The organism is Bradyrhizobium shewense (assembly GCF_900094605.1).
Classification (GTDB): domain Bacteria; phylum Pseudomonadota; class Alphaproteobacteria; order Rhizobiales; family Xanthobacteraceae; genus Bradyrhizobium; species Bradyrhizobium shewense.
This window is the reverse complement of record NZ_FMAI01000010.1, coordinates 63,461-82,476: the sequence shown is the minus strand read 5'-3', so window position 1 is coordinate 82,476 and position 19,016 is coordinate 63,461. Positions and strand designations below refer to the sequence as shown.

Sequence of the window (19,016 nt, the reverse complement as noted above, 5' to 3'; positions counted from 1 at the left end):
TGAGAAATCACCGTTACAGGTACTTGCGGACGGCCGCGGCGATTGCCTCGGGTGTGCTGGCTTTTCCCGCCGCGGGCCGCGCGGCCGATCTGCCGCTGAAGGCGCCGGCGCTGAGAGCGGTCTATGACTGGACCGGCCTCTATATCGGCGCGCATGCCGGCTATGGCCGCGGCTCGTCGCAGTTCGCGCTGAACGACGGCACAGGGATCAACGACAGCGGCGTCTTCAGCGGCATGATCGGCGGCGTGCAGGCCGGCTACAATTACCGCCTCAACTCCGGCTGGCTGGTCGGCGTCGAAGGCGATTTCACGTTCCCCAACTACATCACCTCGAATTCGATCGTCTCCTTCCTGACGACACCCGCCAACACTGTCACGCAGCAATGGGACTACACCGCCAGCCTGCGCGGCCGCGTCGGCTACACCAGCGGTCCGTGGCTCGTCTACGCCACCGGCGGCTTTGCCTGGATGGGCGAGCGCTATTTCGACACGCCGGCCTCCGGCGCCGAAGTCCCGAAAATCCTGAACACGCGGCCCGGCTGGATCGCGGGTGCCGGCGTCGAATACGGCTTCGCGCCGCATTGGAGCGCACGGCTCGAATATCTCTACAGCCGCTTCGACGGCGCCAATGTCGCCTTCTCCACGGGGGCCCAATACAGCTCTTCGTCGCTCGACTTCCAGCAGGTCAGGCTCGGCCTCAACCGCAAGGTCGATTGGCCGGGCATGCCGAGCTACAACCCGAAGAGCTCGCTCATCGACACCGAATCGGATCGCTGGGAGATTCACGGCCAGAGCACCTATCTCCCGCAAGGCTATCCGTCGTTCCCCGCGCTCTACAGCGGAACGAACTCTCTCTCGCCATCGGCGCAGGCCAAGGCGACCTGGAGCAACAGCCTGTTCCTGAACGCGCGGCTGTGGGACGGCGGCGAGGTCTATTACAATCCCGAGCTGCTCCAGGGATTTGGCCTGAACGACACGGTCGGTGCGGCCGGCTTCCCGAACGGCGAAGCGCAGAAGTCGAACTTCCCCTATCCGCATTACAACACTTCGCGCCTGTTCGTGCGCCAGACCTTCGGCTTCGGCGGCGAGCAAGAGGAGCTTGCGAGCGGGCAGCTGCAGCTGGGACAAAAGGTCGACGTGTCCCGTCTCACGGTGCAGGCCGGCAAGTTCGCAGTCGTCGACGTGTTCGACGGCAATGCCTACGCCAAGGACACCCGCAGGGATTTCATGAACTGGTCGATCTGGGCCCCCGGCGCCTTCGACTATTCCGCCGACAAGGTCGGCCTTACCTACGGCGTCACCGCCGAGCTCAATCAGAAGCAATGGGCGCTGCGCGGCGGCTATTTCCTGATGGTCGCAGAGCCCAACTCAAATCATTTCGACACCAAGGTCGGAGAGCGCGGCCAGTACGTGTTCGAGCTCGAGACACGCTTCTCGTTGTTCGGCCAACCCGGCAAGCTCAGGACCATGGGCTGGCTCGACAGCGCCAACATGGGAAGCTTCCGCGAGACGTTGAACAATCCCGCGCTCAATCTCGACATTGCGCAGACCCGGCGCGGCCGCATCAAGGTCGGCTATGTCGTCAACCTCGAGCAGGCGATCACCGAGGATGTCGGACTGTTCGGCCGCTGGAGCTGGAACGACGGCAAGAGCGAAACGCTCGCCTTCACCGACATCAACCGCAGCCTGTCGGCTGGTCTTTCGATCAAGGGCACGAAATGGGGCCGGCCTGACGACGTGATCGGCGTCGGCGGCGCGATCAACGCGATTTCGCACGACTACCGGGACTTCCTCGCCGCCGGCGGCCTCGGCGTGCTGGTCGGCGACGGTGCGCTCAACTACCGCAAGGAGCGCATCCTCGAAACCTATTACGCCTATGCGCTGAACAAGAATCTCACCCTCACCGCCGACTACCAGCTCATCGTCAACCCCGCCTACAACGCCGATCGCGGACCGGTGTCGGTCATTTCCGGGCGGCTGCACGGGGAGTTCTAAGCGGGGCTCAGAACAGTAGCGCGATGCCTGAGACGAGCAGCAGCGCGAGCACGATCCTGCGGAACGTGGTCTCGTCGATCCGGCCGAACAGCTTGAGCCCGAGCCACGTGCCGCCAAACAGGAACGGCAGGCCGAGCGCGAACAGCTTTGCCGTCTCAAACGTGAGCGCTCCCTTGGCGCCCAGCAGCAGCGCCGCCACGGCGAACACCGCGACCGCGACCGGCTGGAACGTCGCGCGTTGGATGTCCTTGGGTAGGCCGCGCTGGTGATGATGATGCCGGCAAGCCCGGTCAGCCCGCCGAGCAGGCCGTTGACGAAACCGATCGTTATATCGGTGGCCGGCGGCACATTGGTCGCGACCTTGAGCTGCGGCCGGAGCAACGCATAAAGGCTGTAGCCGATCAGGATCGCTCCGACCGCGATGCGGACGCTCCTCGGGTCCGCCCAGGTCAGAAGCGACACGCCGGCCGGCACGCCAAAGACGGCGCCGGCCATGAACGGCCACAGCCGACGCCAGTCGAGTGCCGCGCGCAGCTTCCAGACCGAGTAACCCTGCACCAGAAGGCCGAAGCCGACGATGAGGCTCGCGCTCTGAAGCGGCGTCAGCACGTAGAGCCACAGCGACGCCGCCACCAGGCCGAAGGCAAAGCCGGAGAGGCCGGCGACGAACGCGCCGGCAAAGGTGGCCAACAGGAAAAGCGGAAGCTCGATTGCGATCCCGTCCATTGCTCGCTCCATGAATCAGCGAGCAGCGCTTGCGTGGGATCACCACTTCACGGGGAAGCTGCGACGCCCCCGGCATGAGAAACCTAGGGGAAGCGAGGTGTTTCCACAATCAACTTCTTACGCCGCGCGGATCGCGTCCAGGAACTTGCCGACCTCGACCTTGAGACGGCTGCTCTCGCCGGACAGCGATCTGGCGGAGGCGAGAACGTTGGAGGAGGCCGATCCGGTCTGGCTCGCGCCGCGCTGCACGTCGACGATGCTGGCGGAGACCTGCTGGGTGCCGCGGGCCGCCTGCTGCACGTTGCGGGAAATCTCCCGCGTCGCTGCGCCCTGCTCCTCCACCGCCGCGGCGATTGCGGATGCAATCTCGGACATGCGGGAGATGGTGTCACTGATCGACCTGATGGCGCCGACGGAGTCCTCTGTCGCGGTCTGGATTCCCGTGATCTGCTGGCTGATCTCGCCGGTGGCCTTGGCGGTCTGCTCGGCCAGCGCCTTGACCTCGGAGGCGACCACCGCAAAGCCGCGGCCGGCCTCGCCGGCACGCGCCGCCTCGATGGTGGCGTTGAGAGCCAGAAGATTGGTCTGGCCTGCGATCTGGCTGATGAGCTCGACGACGTCGCCGATCCGCCCCGCGGCCTTGGCGAGCTCGCCGACATAATCGTTGGTCCGGCCCGCCTGCTGGACCGCTTCGCCGGCGATGCGCGCGGAATCCTGCACCTGCCGGCTGATCTCGTCGACCGACGAGGCCATCTCCTCGGCCGCCGCGGCAACGGTCTGCACGTTGGTGGAGGCCTGTTCGGAAGCGGCCGCGACGGTCGCGGTGACCTTTTCCGATTGATCGGCCGTGCTTGTCAGCGTTCCCGCGGACACTTCCAGCTCCGAGGAAGCCGACGACACCGTGTTGATCACGTCGCCAATCATGGCTTCGAAATCGCGCGCGATCTGGTCCATACGCTGGCTGCGCCGCAGCTTCGCGTCGGCCTCGACCGCGGCCGCCTCGTCGGCGGCCTTCTTGGCGAGCAGTGAATCCTTGAAGTGCTGCAGCGAGCCCGCCACCTGGCCGATCTCGTCATTGCGGCCCGTCGCGGGAATCTCGACGTCGTGCTGTCCGGCAGCGAGCGTTGCGATCACGTCCGCGAGCCGGCTGAGCGGCGTCACCACGCGCCTGCGCAGCATCATGGTCACGCCACCGAGAGTCCCGAGCAGCGCCAGCACCACCACGCCTGCGAGCGCGAGCATCGCCAGTGCGCCATCGCGCGAGGCCGAGGCACGCTCGGAAGCTTCGGCCAATGCGGCATCGCGCACGCCGTAGAACATCTGGATGGCCGGCACGATGACCTTCGCCAGTTCGTCGGCGTTGCTGCTGTACTTGCCGTCACTCCGGGCTGCGGGAATCTCCTTGTCGACGGCAGCCGCAGCTTTTCCAAAATACGATTCCGTTGCCGCCTTCAGCGCGGTCGCGATGCGGGAGGGATTTCCGAGTTGGTCGATGCCTGCCTCGATGCGCTCGCGGTCGGCCTCCACGCGGCCCTGCATGCGATCCATCAGCGACAATTCGGTCGCCGTGAGCGGGCGGCTCGCGGACAGCGCCGGGGACAGCGTGGCGGCTCGGCTGCCGGCCGCGACACGCAGGTCCTGGGCCGTCCGCGCCAGGCTCAACAGCGCCGCGAGCGAGGAATCGGCGTTGATGACTTTCGCTTCGAGCCGGTTCATGACCGGTTCGATGTTGCCGATGACCTCGGCGACACCGGGTAGAAAGCCCTTGATCACAGCACCATCGCGCGCCGCCAGGGGGACGCTCATCGCGCGATCTGCCGCCGCGGTGACCTCCTTCAGCCGCCGAGCGGCACGGTCGAGATTCTCGACAATCGCTCCGCCGTCATCCAGCATCAGGATGGCGCGCCTTGCAGCCTCGAAGCCGGCCTCGGCGGCTTTCGCGGCCTTCCCGGCCGCTTCGATCTGGGCTGGCGTCGCCGCCGCTTCCTGGAAGATCGGACCGATATAGGGGGCGCGAAGCCCGGCGACGTGCTGGCTGACCATCAGGGTCGCACCAAAGGCATCGACAGTCTTGATCGCGTCGGAGCGGTTCGTGAAGATGCGCGTCTGGGGTATCAGCACCTCGGCGCCGAGGATGACTGCAAATACCGTCACCGTCAGCATCGACAGCGCGAAAAGCTTCCCGATCCGCATCCCTGGGTCCCCCGAATACATTTCTGCAATGTCGAAAACCTAGCCGGCCGGCCACTAAGAGCCCGTTAAGCAACGGCAGCCCCGTAGTTCCACGGGAGCTCGCGCAAGCGTGTCGAAGCCAGCGCCCACACGGTTCCCTCGGGGCGCCCAAATGCGGCAAAATTGCCGGCATTTCTTCGCCGAATACCTATATCAAGGCGTGTGCCGTCCTATTCGGCCACACCCCCTTACCTCGGAACGTCAATGCTCTCGGTCGAACTCGTCATCGTCGTCGTCCTGATCGTCATCAACGGCCTCTTGTCCATGTCAGAGCTGGCCGTGGTCTCGTCCCGCCCGGCCCGGTTGTCGATGCTCGCCGCCAAGGGCGTGCGCGGCGCCGAGCGGGCGCTGACGCTGGCAGCCAATCCCGGCAAGTTCCTCTCGACGGTGCAGATCGGCATCACGCTGGTCGGCGTGCTCTCCGGCGCGTTCTCCGGCGCGACGCTCGGACAGCGGCTGACGCAATGGCTCCTCGAGCTCGGTCTATCCGCGGGAATTGCCGACATCGTCGGCGTCGGCATCGTCGTGACGCTGATCACCTACGCCACCCTGATCGTCGGTGAGCTGGTGCCGAAACAGGTGGCGCTGCGCGACCCCGAAAGCATCGCGGTCAGGGTCGCGCCCGCGATGCACGTGCTTGCGAAGGTCTCGCTGCCGCTGGTCTTTCTGCTCGATCTCTCGGGCAGGCTGATCCTCACGCTGCTCGGCCGCGGCGGCAAGGCCGAGGAGAAGGTCTCGGAGGACGAGATCCACCACCTCGTCAGCGAGGCCGAGAGCGCGGGCGTGCTCGAGCCCGGTGAGAAGGAGATGATCGCGGGCGTGATGCGGCTCGGCGACCGGCCGGTCGGTGCGGTGATGACGCCGCGCACGGAAGTCGACGAGATCGACCTCAACGACGATCCGGCGGTCATCCGGGAAATCATCGCCAAGAGCCCGCATTCGCGCTTTCCCGTCTCCGACGGCGACCGCGACAAGCCGATCGGCGTGCTCCAGGCCAAGGACCTGCTGATCGCCTATATGAACGAACGCACGCCGGACCTGCGCGCGCTGGTGCGCGAGGCGCCCGGCATCCCGGCGTCGGCAGACGCGCGCGACGTGCTGACCATCCTGAAAGCTGCGCCGGTCCACGTCGGTTTCGTCTACGACGAATATGGCGGCTTCGAAGGCATGGTGACGGCCGCCGACATCCTCGAATCGATCGTCGGCGCCTTCCATTCGGAGGCCGGACCGCCGGAGCCCGCCTTTGTCAGGCGCGCCGACGATTCACTGCTGATCTCGGGCTGGATGCCGGTGGACGAATTCGGCGAATTGCTCGGCGTCGAATTGCCGCCGCACCGCTACAACACGGTGGCGGGCCTGGTGCTGCAACAGTTCAACGTGCTGCCCGACACCGGCGATGCCTTCGACTTCGGCGGCTGGCACATCGAGGTGGTCGATCTCGACGGGCGTCGGATCGACAAGATCCTGGCGAGCCGGTTGAGTGAGGTCGAGACGGGGTGAATTGAGCGATAGCGCCAACTCGCCCTCACCCTCACCCGAACCTCACGCCGATCCGCTTCTCCTTGCGCCAGATCACGGTGCAGGCGAGATGCTTTCCGTCGGCCTGGACGAACAGGGTGAAATGATCGGGGATGCCGACCGGGCTGGTGACGTCGAGCGCGGCGCCGGTGTCGGACAGGTTGCGGACGATGCAGTCGATCGCGCCGCCGCCGAACTCGATCGTTCCGGCCTTCAGCACGCGATGTCTCGCCTTGTCGCGCCGTTCGTCCATGGGTACAATTTACACCCAAAGTTGAACAAAATCCTAAATGCCAGCTCCGCTCGCGGCGAATGTGCGCGGGCCGGGCAGGTCTCGCCACGGGCCAAGCGATGCCTTACAGCGCCGGCTGGAACGTTTCCGCCTGCGCCATCCGCCAGGCGTCGCGGAAGCGTGGGTCTTCGGTGCCCTCGAGCAGCTCGCCAGGACGCAGCGCCGGATAGAGCTGCGCAAAGGATCTCACGTCGGTGGTCGAGGTGCGCTGGGTGAAGTGAATCGGGCGCAACTGCTGCGGATGCTCGAGGCCTGCCGCGGCGATCAGCTCGGTCAGCGAATGCAGCGTCGCGTGGTGATAATTGTGCACGCGGTCGATCTTGAGCGGCACGTAAAGCGCACGCGCGCGCGTCGGGTCCTGCGTCGCCACCCCGGTCGGGCAGCGGTCGGTGTGGCAGCTCAGCGACTGGATGCAGCCGAGCGAGAACATGAAGCCGCGCGCCGAATTACAATAGTCGGCGCCGATCGCCATCGCGCGCGCCATGTCGAAGGCGGTGGCGATCTTGCCGGACGCACCGATCTTGATGCGGTCGCGCGCATTGATGCCGATCAGCGCGTTGTGGACGAAATTGACGCCCTCGCGCATCGGCATGCCCAGATGATCCATGAATTCCAGCGGCGCCGCACCGGTGCCGCCTTCGTTGCCGTCGACGACGATGAAATCAGGATAGATACCGGTCTGAAGCATCGCCTTGCAGATCGCCAGGAACTCCCAGGGATGGCCGATGCACAGCTTGAAGCCGGCCGGCTTGCCGCCCGACAGGCGGCGCATCTCGGCGATGAACTGCATCATGCCGGCCGGGGTGGAGAAGGCGCGATGCGAAGCCGGCGAGATGCAGTCCTCGCCGATCGCGACGCCGCGGATCTTGGAGATCTCCTCCGAGACCTTTGCCGCCGGCAGCACGCCGCCGTGGCCGGGCTTGGCGCCCTGGCTGACCTTGAGCTCGACCAATTTGATCTGGTCGTCGCAGGCGACGCGCGCGAACGCTTCGGGATCGAAGCTGCCGTCGAGATGACGGCAGCCGAAATAGCCGGAGCCGATCTCCCAGATGATGTCGCCGCCCATCTCGCGGTGGTAGGGGCTGACGCCGCCCTCGCCGGTGTCGTGCGCGAAGCCGCCCTTCCTGGCGCCGGCATTGAGCGCGCGCACTGCGTTGGGGCTGAGCGCGCCAAAGCTCATCGCGGAAATGTTGAACACCGAGGCCGAATAGGGCTTCTTGCAGTCAGGCCCGCCGATGCTGATGCGGAATTTCTCCGCCGCATGCGCCTTCGGCGACACCGAGTGATGCATCCACTCGTAGCCCTGGCGGTAGACGTCCTCCTGGGTGCCGAACGGACGCTTGTCGAGCTCCATCTTGGCGCGCTGATAGACCACCGCGCGGGTGTCGCGCGAGAACGGCATGCCGTCCTTCTCGCTCTCGAAGAAATACTGCCGCATCTCCGGGCGTATCTCTTCGAGCAGGAAGCGGATATGCGCCGAAATCGGATAGTTGCGCAGCACCGCGTGGCTCTTCTGCAGGAGATCGCGGACGCCGAGCAGCGTCAGCGCGCCGAAGATCAGGATCGGCAGCAGCAGGACGTCGAAGATCTTGCGGTCGGCGATACCGATACCGATCAGGAGCGCGGTGACGACTGCGCAGATCGTCAGCACGATGAAGCGCGGCGAGAATGGCAGCAGCAGGGTCTCCATGATCCCCTCCTCCGCCAGCGGCAGGCGTTTGTGGGATGAGTGTTGGGAGGAGTCCTGCGTCTTGGTGTTGTCGGCCACGATTCCCATCCTCTCGCCAGCATGAGGCGGTACGATACGCCCTTGCCTGTCATACGGATATGACGCGGCCCTTGTTTCAGGCTAGCGAATTCGGCCGAGATAAATCAATCAGCCCGATGGGCGGGTTTTGCAGTGCAGCAGAATGGGTGGTGGCGGGAAGCGGCGGACGCTGGGCCCTTAATGGCCGGGCGTGGGGTCACACTGGATTCCCCAAGCTCAGCTGTCGTCCCGGGCAAGCGTAAGCGCAGACCCGGGATCCATAACCACAGGATGTCGTGGCGAGAGAAAGCTGTCCACTCCGAATCTTCGCATAACCACGGCCTGTGGCTATGGGTCCCGGATCGGCGCGCGCTTGTGGCGCGCTTGTCCGGGACGACGAGTGAGCGTGAGGCGAAGCCGTCCCACGCTAGCGGGACAACGGCAATCAGCGCTCGACGAATGCCTTCTCGATGACGAAATGGCCGGGCTTGTTGCCGCTTCCTTCGATGAAGTCGCGGCCTTCGAACATCACCTTCAGCTCTTCGAGCATCCCCGGGCTGCCGCACATCATGATGCGGTCGGTGGCGATGTCGAGGGGCGATTGCCCGATATCGTTGAATATCTGCTCGGAGTTGATGAGGTCGGTGATACGGCCGCGGTTCCTGAACGGCTCGCGGGTCACGGTCGGGTAGTAGATCAGCTTGTCCGCGAGCAGCTCGCCGAACAGCTCGTCTTCGCGCAAGGAAGCAACCAGCTTCTCGCCATAGGCGAGCTCGGAGACCTGACGGCAGCCGTGCACCAGCACGATGGACTCGAACTGGTCGTATACCTCGGGGTCCTTGATCAGGCTCGCGAACGGCGCGAGGCCCGTTCCGGTCGAGAGCAGCATCAGCCGCTTGCCGGGAAGGAGGTTATCGGTGATCAGCGTGCCGGTCGCCTTGCGGCCGACCAGGATGGTGTCGCCTTCCTTGATCTTCTGCAGACGCGAGGTCAGCGGGCCGTCCTGAACCTTGATCGAGAAGAACTCGAGCTCTTCCTCGTGGTTGGCGCTCGCCATGCTGTAGGCGCGCAGCAGCGGACGGCCGTCGATCTCAAGGCCGATCATCGCGAACTGGCCGTTCTGGAAGCGGAAGCCGGTATCGCGCGTGGCGCGGAAGCTGAACAGCGTGTCAGTCCAGTGCTGGACGGAAAGAACCTTCTCTCGGTAAAACGCGCTCATGATTTTCGATATTCCGAATAATTGCGGTTTTAGGGCAAAAGGGTTGCCCGGCCCTGAAACGGGGCGGACACCATTGCCATGGCGGAGGATTTCGCGTGTGTGATCTACGCCATTGAGACCAATAATCAACCTCGTTCCGGATGCAATTGATGCCGGTCAAACCGGCATTTGCGGCGGAATTGGCCATATTGTTAATGAATCTGCTGCCGGGCGCGCGCCGCGGGCAATTTCTTTTCCCTGCAGCGTTCGAATGCAGCACTTAATTTCCATCGCGCTCGCGAGAATTTCATTAAGAATAGCTCTGACTTTCACCCCGGTTCGGCGCCGTTTCCCGCATTTTTGCGGCTTTTGGCGCCAGGAACGTCTGAAACGCGACAGAAACACATGGCGGCAAGCGACGAGCGAATCTTCGTCCAGGCGATCAGGCGCTATTGCGCGGAGCATGGCATCGCGGTCGATGTCCGCGCCGATGGCTGGCTGATCGCGATGCGCCGGGGTGATGAGCGGCGCTTCGCCTTCGGCTACGACATCGGTCTCAACAGCGCCATCGCCCATCGCCTCGCCAACGACAAATCGGCGACATCAGAGGCGCTGGCGCTGGAGGGCGTGCCGTGCGTTCCGCATCACCTCTTCCTCAACCCAAAGCTGGGCGTGCACGTCGCCGGTGCCGATTGGCGCCAGCGGATGCTCGCGCTGCTGGCTCAGAATCCGCAAGGCGTGGTGGTGAAGCCGAACGAGGGGACATCGGGGCGCTCGGTGTTCAAGGTGACGACGACGGCCGAACTCGACCGCGCGGCCGGCGAGGTTCTTTCGATGAGCGCCGGGCTCGTGATCTCGCCCTATGTCGCGATCGAGGACGAGGTCCGCGTGGTGCTGCTCGATGAGGCGCCCCTCGTCGTCTACAGCAAGCAGCGCGGCACGGATTGGCGACACAATCTCGATGCCGGCGCAAAGCCGGTGTTGCTGGGGGATGGCGAGGTTCGAACGGCCTGCGTGAAGCTGGCAATCGATGCCGCGAGCGCGATCGGCATCGCCTTTGCGTCGATCGACGTGGTCCGTGTCGAGGGCGAATGGAAAGTGCTCGAGATCAATTCCGGCGTGATGATGGAAGCGCTCGGCAAGCTGCATCCGGAGCTGGTGCAAGCGGCGTATGACGCGGCGCTGGACCGGGTGTTTGGGGGAAAAGCGCACTAGTCGGGCCGGAAGTTCCCACCCTCCCCTGGAGGGGGAGGGTCGCTGTGCATGGAGCGAAGCGGAATGCGCAGCGGGGTGGGGTGATCTCTCCACATGAACACTGCCCGTGTGGAGAGATCACCCCACCCCGCTCGCGCTGCGCGCGATCGACCCTCCCCCTTCAGGGGAGGGTAAGAAAGACCGCCGCGCTAATTATTCGCGCTCGCTGAATCGTCCATCGCCTTGAACGCCTCCTCCAGCTGCAGCGAGATCGGCACGTTCAGACGTTCGCCGGTGGGAAGCCTTGCGGTGAACCATTTGTTGTAGAGCGGGACGAGATCGCGGTTGGAGCCGAGCTTGCGGAAGGCGCGCTCGACCACAGCCGAGAGCTGCGGCTCGCCCTTCCTGAACATGATGCCGTAGGGGTCATAGGACAAATAGTCCCCGACCACGCGAAAATATTCCTGCGCCTTGTGGCGCGCGATCAAGCCGTGGAGCAGGATGTCGTCGGTCGCGAATGCATCAGCCTTGCCGTCGTTCACCATCTGGAACGACTGCTCGTGATCCGGCGCGGTCACGATGTTGAGGCCGAGCGAGAGCTTCTTGTCGACGGCGTGTATCGCCTGCTCGTTCGTCGTACCCTTGGTCACCACGATGGTCCTGCCCTTCAGGTCCGCGACACCGGAAATTCCCGCTCCCTTCGGCACCATCAGCTTGGTGCCGGCGACGAATATCAGCGGCGAGAAGGCGACGCGCTTGCCGCGCTCGGCATTGGCGGTGGTCGAGCCGCATTCCAGGTCGATCTTGTTCTGGAGCACGGCATCGATGCGGTCGTCCGAGGTGACCTTGACGTAGTCGATTCTGAGATTGGGATCGTCGACCTCGACGCCGATCTCCTCGACGATGGCCTCGCAGAGCTCGAGGCTATAGCCGATTGGACGGCCCGACTGGTCGAGGAAGGAGAACGGCGGCGAGCTCTCGCGATAGCCGAGCCGCACGGTGTGCGCCTTCTTGATGGCCGATAGCGCCGGGCTGAGCCCTTCGCCGCCGGTCTGCGCGGATGTCGAGGTCGCGAACCAGGAGGTCGCGAGCAACGATGCCGCGAGCAACAAGCCGCCTGAGGTCAGTGACCTCGCCAGTGTCTGGCCCATGGTTCGCTCCTATCCATGGCCGGCCATCGCGGGCACTTCGCCCGGTACCATGTCCCCGGGCACGACGTCGCCGGGTCCGAGCTCGTGCTCGGGCCCGAGCTCGCCTTCCCATTTGGCCACGACCGAGGTCGCGAGCGTGTTGCCGATCACGTTGGTGGCGCTGCGACCCATGTCGAGGAAGGTGTCGATGCCCATGATCATCAAGAGGCCCGCCTCGGGGATGTTGAACTGCGCCAGCGTCGAGGCGATCACGACGAGCGAGGCGCGCGGCACGCCGGCGACGCCTTTCGAGGTGATCATCAGCGTCGCCAGCATCGCAAGCTGGGTGCCGAGCGGCATGTCGATGTGATAGCTCTGCGCGATGAAGACGGCCGCGAAGGTACAGTACATCATCGTGCCGTCGAGATTGAAGGAATAGCCGAGCGGCAACACGAAGCTCGAGATCCGCGACGAGGCGCCGAAGCGGTTGAGCGCCTCGAGCGTCTTCGGATAGGCCGCCTCCGAGCTCGCGGTCGAGAAAGCGATCATCAGCGGCTCGCGGACCAGCTTCAAGAGATGGCCGTAGCGCGGCCCGATGACGATGAAGCCGACGATGACCAGGATGGTCCACAGGATCGCCAGCGAGAGATAGAAGCCGCCCATGAACACGACGAGCTTCCACAGCACCAGCAGGCCGTTCTTCGCCACCGTCGCGGTGATCGCGGCCCACACCGCGAGCGGCGCGAACAGCATCACGTAGCTCGTGACCTTGAGCATGATGTGGCCGACGTCGTCGATCATCGCGAGGATCGGCTTCGAACGTTCGGGCATGGAGCCCATCGCCACCGAGAAGAACACCGCGAAGATCACGATCTGCAGGATCTCGTTCTGCGCCATCGCGTCCGCGATCGAGGTCGGGATCAGATGGGTGAGGAATTTCTCGATCGAGAATGCCGACACCGGCAGGCCGGTCGATTGCCCCGCCTGGGGCAGCGTGCCCGGGAAGTTCGCACCGGGCTGCAGCAGGTTCACCATCACGAGGCCGAGCAGCAGCGAGACGAAGGAGGCGCTGATGAACCAGCCCATGGTCTTGGCGAAGATGCGGCCGAGCTTGGAGCCCGAGCCCATATGGGCGATGCCGCCGACCAGGGTCGCGAACACCAGCGGCGCGATGATCATCTTGATCAGGCGCAGGAACATCATGGCGATCAGGTTGATGGAGGACGCCCAGTCGGCGCGGGTGTCGGGCAGGAAGTTGTAGATTGCCGACCCCATGATGATGCCGAGCACCATCGCGGCCAGAATGTATTGCGTAAACCTGTTCGACATCGCTTACCCCCACGTACACCGGCGCTTCATGATGTCGCAGTTATCACAACGACGCAACACGCTTTGCGTGTGATCGCGTTTTCAGGATGTTCCCGTTGTGAAATGGAACGCCGCGATCTAGCCTTCATGCAGCGCACAACGCATGCGGCCTGCACGTTTTGTTTGCGGCGGCTGCATCAATAATCGTCAAGACAATCAAAGAGGGAAACGCCATGAGCGGCAACATCAATCATCAGATTCTGCTGGTCGAAAAACCCAGCGGCAAGCTCGGTCCCGAACATTTCAAGATGGTGGAAAGCACAGTGCCGGAGCCGAAGGACGGCGAAGTCCTGCTGCGTGTGCGATACATTTCGCTCGACGCCGCCAACCGCGCCTGGATGCACGGCGCGACCTATCGCTCTGCCGTCGAAGCCAACAGCGTGATGGCTGGCGGCGCCATTGCGGAGGTCGTCAGCTCGAAGGCCGAGGGGCTTGCGGCAGGCGACATCGTGTTCGGTGACACCGGCTGGCAGGAATTTGCTGCGGTGCCGGCAAAGCATCTCACCAAGATGCCGAAGCTCGAGCCGATGACGCACCTGCTCAGCGTGTTCGGCATCGCCGGACTCACCGCCTATTTCGGCCTGCTGGAGATCGGCAAGCCCAAAGAGGGCGAGACCGTCGTGGTCTCCGCGGCCGCGGGCTCGGTCGGCTCGATCGTCGGGCAGATCGCCAAGATCAAAGGATGCCGCGTGATCGGCATCGCCGGCGGCGCGGACAAGTGCAGCTGGCTGACCTCCGAGCTCGGCTTCGATGCCGCCGTGGACTACAAGGACGGCGCGGTCTTCAAGGCGCTACGTGCAGCTGCACCCAAGGGCATCGACGTCTATTTCGACAATGTCGGCGGCGACATTCTGGAAGCCTGCCTGCCGCAGATGAACAATTACGGCCGCATCGCCTGCTGCGGCGCGATCTCGCAGTATGACGGCGCGCCCTCCGCGCACGGCCCGCGCGGCGTGCCGGGCCTGATCGTGGTGAAGCGGCTGGTCATGCAGGGCTTCATCGTGATGGATTACATGAAGGAGAGCCAGCGCGCGCTCGCCCAGCTCCAGGGCTGGGTCAAATCCGGCAAGCTGAAGGTGCAGGAGGACATCATCGATGGCCTCAAGAACACACCGAAGGCGCTGATCGGATTGCTCGCGGGCGAGAACCGCGGCAAGCGCATGGTCAGGCTCTGACGGCCTGTTGTTTGAAGGCGATCTCCGCGCAAACGCGTTCCGCGTTTGTCGCGAGGGAAAGCCGCTGCTCACTTTGCGCGAGCGCAGCCCTTCGGGTCAGCCGCCCTGATTAGTTCGCAATTGCGCAGGTATTATCTACTTGCGGTAGAGGTCAAAGCGGCCAATGATATCGCACGCGGGGCATTACCCGCGGCGGTTGCGATTGCATCATATTTTGGGATCGTCGGCACTGCCGACGAGGCAGGGAAGCGTTCAGATGTTCAATACGTTGAAGCATGCATCAACGCGCGCGGCGTTGCTCGCGGCAGCGCTCTTCGCAACTGCAACAGCCGCGTTCGCGCAAGCACCGACCGAGGCCCAGAAGAGCGCCATCCGGTCCGCGTGCCGCTCGGACTTCATGGCGCATTGCGCGAGCGTGACGCCCGGCGGCGTGGAAGCGTATCAATGCCTGGCGAAGAACATGTCCAGCCTGTCGGCGGGATGCCAGACCGCGGTTCGCGCCGTCGAACCGGCGAAAACCGAAGCTGCGCCCGCCGCGCCGAAGAGCGAGACCGCGCCCAAGGCGGAAACGGCGCCAGCCGCACCAAAGGCAGATGCCGCCCCCGCGGCCAAGCCCGCTGCCGTACCGGCGCCGAAGGCCGCTGCCGCCAAGCAGCCGAGCAGCGCGCAGGTCGCGGCGGTCAAGAGTGCGTGCCGCGCAGATTATCCCAAGGTGTGCGCCAGCGTGCCGCCGGGCGGCGCGGCGGCACTCGAATGCCTGGAAAAGAACAAGGCCAGGGTTTCACCGGCCTGCGAGAAGGCCGTGAGCGCTGCAGCAGCGGGGGGCGGCGCGGCAGCAACGGCGGCACCCGCGGGTGCGGCTCCCGCAGCAGCAGCCCCCGCGGCGGGAGCCGCGCCGGCGGCAGCGCCAGCCGTGATCGTGTTGCGCCCCTTGCTGCCGCGCGAAGAGCTGTTCATCCTGAGGTCGGCCTGCGGCGCCGACATCCGCACGCTCTGCGCCGGCGTCGCGCCCGGAGGCGGCCGCATCATTCAATGCATTTCCAACAGGGCTGCCTCGCTGTCGCCGGCGTGCAAGGACGTGCTCGCCCCATTCGCGGCGAGGTAACACGGCGCAGGCGCCAAAGCCGCAACGACGAACGGCGTGCGCATGAATTTCCGCACGCCTGCAACGACAAATCTTTTGCAGATATCAGATTTCGATCACGACAAGACCGGGAGGACAACATGCGTTCATTGCTGCTCGTTGCTTCTGCGCTCCTCGCCTTCGGAGCGACGATGACGTTCGAGGCCACCGACGCGAATGCGGTGGTGTGCGCCCGTGGCGTCTATCGCGCCGGTTGCGCCGGGCCGAACGCCGCCGTCGTGGTCCGGAAGCCGGTTCCAGCCGTGCGCTGCACCAGGGTGCTGGTGAACGGGGTCTACGTAAAGCGCTGCGTCTGACGGTGCGGATGGCCAAGCCGGCGCGGTTTGGCTATGATTCGGACCTGACGGTTTCGGACACGCGTAAAAATTGTGTCCGAAGATGCGCTTTGACGCGCCTACGCTGGCCGATAATTCCGCTGGCGCGGGACGCCGGAGCACATTAGTCTACCCCTAGATAGTAAGTATACTGTCAATTAGGGAGGCAGACGTTGCGGATCGCCGTGATTGGCGGAGGGCCCGGTGGGCTCTACTTCGCCTATCTCTGGAAGAAGCGTCACCCCGAGGATCAGGTCGACCTGTTCGAACAGAACCCGGCCGACGCGACCTGGGGCTTTGGCGTCGTGTTCTCCGACCAGGCGCTGGAGTTCCTGCGTGCCGACGACCCCGAGACGGTCGATGCGATCGCGCCGCACATGGAGAGCTGGCAGAACATCACGCTGAACCTCGGCAGCGACAGCGTCGCCATCGACGGGGTCGGCTTCTCCTCGATCGGGCGGCTCGAGCTGCTGCGGTTCCTGCAGCAGCGCGCGCTGGACGTTGGCGTCACGCCGCGTTTCGACACCCAGATTCATGCCATCGACCAGCTCAACGGCCATGATTTGATCGTCGCCGCCGACGGCTTGAACTCGCAGGTGCGCCGCGCCTTCGAAGGTGATTTCGGCACCTCGCTGTCTTACTCCTCCAACAAGTTCGTCTGGTACGGCACCTCGAAGCGCTTCGACACGCTGTCGCAGACCTTCGTGAAGACCGATCGCGGCGCCTTCAATGCCCATCACTACCGCTACTCGCCGGCCATGAGCACCTTCCTGGTCGAATGCGACCACGCGACCTGGCAGGCTTATGGTTTCGCCTACAAGGACGTCGAGCAGTCCAAGGGCGTTTGCGAAGAGGTGTTCGCGGACACGCTTGGCGGCCATTGCCTCGTCTCCAACAAATCGGTCTGGCGCAACTTTCCCTGGGTCTGGAACGAGCACTGGTCGTTCAAGAACATGGTGCTGATTGGCGATGCCCTGCATTCGGCGCACTTCTCGATCGGCTCGGGCACGCGGCTTGCGATCGAGGACGCCATTGCGCTGGTCAAGGCGCTGGAATCGGATGCGCATCTTGCCACCGCCCTGCACCGCTATCAGGCCGCGCGAAAGCCGGTGGTGCAGAAGCTCGTCAATGCCGCGCGCACCAGCGCCTTCTGGTACGAGCATTTCGCCCAGCACATGCAGCAGGACCTGATGGACTTTGCCTATAGTTACATCACCCGCTCCGGCCGCATCGACGATGCGCGCCTGCGCCATATGTCGCCGGCCTTCATGGCGCGTTACGAGGCTGCCAAGAACGGTGGAGACGAGGCATGAGCAACGAGATCTTCGACCAGGTGCCCGCCGACAGCGAGGGGGCGCGCGAGATCGACTTTGCCGTTCCGGAACTTTATAACGCCAGCCGCGTGCTGTTCGACAACCTCACCAAAGGCCATGGCGACAGGGTCGCGCTCATGGGTCCGGCAGGCACGCGGACCTATGCCGAGCTCTGCGATGAGGTTTGCCGCTGGGGCAACGGTTTTGCATCGCTCGGCCTGAAGCGCGGCGACCGCGTGCTGCTGTTTCTCGACGACACGCCCGCCTACCCGGCCGCGTTCTTCGGTGCGGTGCGGGCCGGCTTCGTGCCGCTCCTGATCAACACGCTGACGCCGCCGGATTTGCTGCAATTCTACCTCGCCGATTCCGGCGCCAGCGTTGCGGTCGCGGATGCCGAATTCGCGCCACGCTTCAATGCCGAGGCCTGCAAGGACACGCTCCTGCGCACGCTGATCGTCGCCAATGGCGAGGCGGGCGATCACACCGCGCCGGGCGCGCTCGCCGCGACAGATTGGCTCAAGCAATTCCCAGCCGAGCTGGCGGAAGCGGAGACGCATCGCAACGAGATGGCGTTCTGGATGTACTCGTCCGGCTCGACCGGCCGGCCCAAGGGCATCGTGCATCTCCAGCACGACATGGCCTATAGCGAGCTCGCCTTTGCGCAGAACGTCTTGAAGCTGACGCCCGACGACATCTGCTTCTCGGTGCCGAAGATCTTCTTCGCCTACGGCTTCGGCAATTCCGTCACCTTCCCGTTCTCGGCGGGCGCGGCAACGCTGCTGCTGCCGGGCCAGCCGAAGCCGGCCACGATCTTCGCGGCGATCGAGCAGTACAACCCGACGGTCTTCTTTGGCCTGCCGACGCTCTATACGTCCCTGACCAAAGCCGAAGGCGCGGAAAAGACCAACTTCTCGTCGCTGCGCATGTCGCTTTCGGCTGCGGAGGTGCTGTCGGCGGAGGTCTTCAACGGCTGGAAGACGCTCACGGGCCTGGAGATCGTCGAGGGTCTCGGCTCGACCGAGGTGCTGCATATCTATCTCTCCAACCGCCCCGAGCAGAAGAAGCTCGGTGCCGCGGGCCTACGCGTACCCGGCTACGAGGTCGCGCTGCGCGACAAGGATGGACGCGACGTCGCCGACAACGAGGAAGGCATCTTGTGGGTGCGCGGCGATTCCAACACGCCGCTGTACTGGAACCGGCCAGACAAATCCCCGGAGACCATCCGCGACGGCGGCTGGATCTACACCGGCGACCGCTTCGTGCGCGATGCCGACGGCTTCCACTTCTTCCGCGGCCGCGCCGACGATCTCATCAAGATCTCGGGACAGTGGGTATACCCGCTCGAGGTCGAGCTGTGCCTCGCGGACCATCCCGATATCCGCGAATGCGCGGTGTTCGCCGCCGAACTGCCGGACCGGCGCATGACGCTGAAGGCGGTGGTGGTGATGAACAGCCGCGCAGCCAACCCCGGCGAGACGACGCGGCGGCTGCAGGATTACGTCAAGGGCAAGCTGCTTCCTTACAAATATCCGCGCGAGGTGATCTTCACCGACGAGCTGCCGAAGACGGGGACGGGGAAGATCGACCGGCAGGCGTTGCTGCGGATGTGAAGCGAGGCGTCGCCACACTCACTCTCGCTGTCGTTCCTGCGAACGCAGGGACCCATAACCA

15 protein-coding genes and 1 pseudogene are annotated in these 19,016 nt (G+C 64.5%); 8 read left to right on the top strand and 8 right to left on the bottom strand.

From position 1 onward, the window contains the following. Positions 1 to 23: 23 nt before the first annotated feature. Entirely contained in the window at positions 24 to 1,994 is a 1,971-nt protein-coding gene (locus GA0061098_RS20105; RefSeq protein WP_091959802.1) for a carbohydrate porin, read from the top strand. A gap of 7 nt (positions 1,995 to 2,001) precedes the next feature. Here GA0061098_RS20105 and GA0061098_RS46190 read toward each other — a convergent pair whose 3' ends face one another. The 3 genes and pseudogenes from GA0061098_RS46190 to GA0061098_RS20095 form a co-directional block, all read right to left on the bottom strand. Further along, a complete protein-coding gene (locus GA0061098_RS46190) occupies positions 2,002 to 2,193 on the bottom strand; it encodes a hypothetical protein (protein ID WP_245323444.1) in 192 nt (63 codons plus the stop codon). Positions 2,194 to 2,315: 122 nt separating this feature from the next. Then, a pseudogene (locus GA0061098_RS46185) lies at positions 2,316 to 2,720 on the bottom strand (TSUP family transporter); the annotation flags it as partial. Between the two features lie 117 nt (positions 2,721 to 2,837). Beyond that, positions 2,838 to 4,913 carry a methyl-accepting chemotaxis protein gene (locus GA0061098_RS20095; RefSeq protein WP_091959799.1) on the bottom strand — a complete coding sequence of 692 codons (2,076 nt, stop codon included), beginning with the start codon at positions 4,911 to 4,913 and terminating at the stop codon, positions 2,838 to 2,840. 243 nt (positions 4,914 to 5,156) lie between these two features. On the opposite strand from GA0061098_RS20095, the gene GA0061098_RS20090 reads away from it, so the two are divergent. Beyond that, positions 5,157 to 6,452 (top strand): hemolysin family protein, encoded by a 1,296-nt coding sequence (locus GA0061098_RS20090; RefSeq protein ID WP_091959795.1) that lies wholly within the window; start codon positions 5,157 to 5,159, stop codon positions 6,450 to 6,452. A gap of 31 nt (positions 6,453 to 6,483) precedes the next feature. Here GA0061098_RS20090 and GA0061098_RS20085 read toward each other — a convergent pair whose 3' ends face one another. From GA0061098_RS20085 to GA0061098_RS20075, 3 genes are all read right to left on the bottom strand, one after another. Beyond that, complete coding sequence (locus GA0061098_RS20085; RefSeq protein ID WP_091959791.1) at positions 6,484 to 6,723, bottom strand: PilZ domain-containing protein; 240 nt, start codon at positions 6,721 to 6,723, stop codon at positions 6,484 to 6,486. A gap of 103 nt (positions 6,724 to 6,826) precedes the next feature. Beyond that, the gene (locus GA0061098_RS20080; RefSeq protein WP_208610664.1) at positions 6,827 to 8,539 is read right to left on the bottom strand and encodes an FMN-binding glutamate synthase family protein; all 1,713 of its coding nucleotides are present in this window, start codon (positions 8,537 to 8,539) and stop codon (positions 6,827 to 6,829) included. 415 nt (positions 8,540 to 8,954) lie between these two features. Further along, on the bottom strand, positions 8,955 to 9,728 hold the full coding sequence (locus GA0061098_RS20075) for a ferredoxin--NADP reductase (protein ID WP_091959787.1): 774 nt from the start codon (positions 9,726 to 9,728) through the stop codon (positions 8,955 to 8,957). Between the two features lie 384 nt (positions 9,729 to 10,112). On the opposite strand from GA0061098_RS20075, the gene GA0061098_RS20070 reads away from it, so the two are divergent. Beyond that, entirely contained in the window at positions 10,113 to 10,922 is an 810-nt protein-coding gene (locus GA0061098_RS20070; RefSeq protein WP_091959784.1) for an ATP-grasp domain-containing protein, read from the top strand. A 188-nt stretch (positions 10,923 to 11,110) separates the two neighbouring features. On the opposite strand, the gene GA0061098_RS20065 is transcribed toward GA0061098_RS20070, so the two are convergent. Together GA0061098_RS20065 and GA0061098_RS20060 are read right to left on the bottom strand one after the other, a co-directional pair. Next, positions 11,111 to 12,052, bottom strand: a complete 942-nt coding sequence (locus GA0061098_RS20065) for an amino acid ABC transporter substrate-binding protein (protein WP_091959781.1) — start codon at positions 12,050 to 12,052, stop codon at positions 11,111 to 11,113. Between the two features lie 9 nt (positions 12,053 to 12,061). Continuing rightward, positions 12,062 to 13,360: a dicarboxylate/amino acid:cation symporter gene (locus GA0061098_RS20060; protein WP_091959777.1), complete on the bottom strand. Its 1,299-nt coding sequence runs from the start codon at positions 13,358 to 13,360 to the stop codon at positions 12,062 to 12,064. 212 nt (positions 13,361 to 13,572) lie between these two features. Between GA0061098_RS20060 and GA0061098_RS20055 the strand changes: the two genes are divergently transcribed. From GA0061098_RS20055 to GA0061098_RS20035, 5 genes are all read left to right on the top strand, one after another. Next, complete coding sequence (locus tag GA0061098_RS20055; RefSeq protein ID WP_091959774.1) at positions 13,573 to 14,574, top strand: NADP-dependent oxidoreductase; 1,002 nt, start codon at positions 13,573 to 13,575, stop codon at positions 14,572 to 14,574. A 256-nt stretch (positions 14,575 to 14,830) separates the two neighbouring features. Then, on the top strand, positions 14,831 to 15,679 hold the full coding sequence (locus GA0061098_RS20050; RefSeq protein WP_091959771.1) for a cysteine rich repeat-containing protein: 849 nt from the start codon (positions 14,831 to 14,833) through the stop codon (positions 15,677 to 15,679). A gap of 119 nt (positions 15,680 to 15,798) precedes the next feature. Next, positions 15,799 to 16,014: a hypothetical protein gene (locus GA0061098_RS20045; RefSeq protein WP_028143828.1), complete on the top strand. Its 216-nt coding sequence runs from the start codon at positions 15,799 to 15,801 to the stop codon at positions 16,012 to 16,014. Between the two features lie 191 nt (positions 16,015 to 16,205). After that, positions 16,206 to 17,345: an FAD-dependent monooxygenase gene (locus tag GA0061098_RS20040; RefSeq protein WP_165637485.1), complete on the top strand. Its 1,140-nt coding sequence runs from the start codon at positions 16,206 to 16,208 to the stop codon at positions 17,343 to 17,345. Continuing rightward, positions 17,342 to 18,955, top strand: a complete 1,614-nt coding sequence (locus GA0061098_RS20035; RefSeq protein ID WP_091959768.1) for a benzoate-CoA ligase family protein — start codon at positions 17,342 to 17,344, stop codon at positions 18,953 to 18,955. Before GA0061098_RS20040 ends, GA0061098_RS20035 begins: the two co-directional genes overlap by 4 nt. The last annotated feature ends 61 nt before the right edge of the window (positions 18,956 to 19,016 follow it).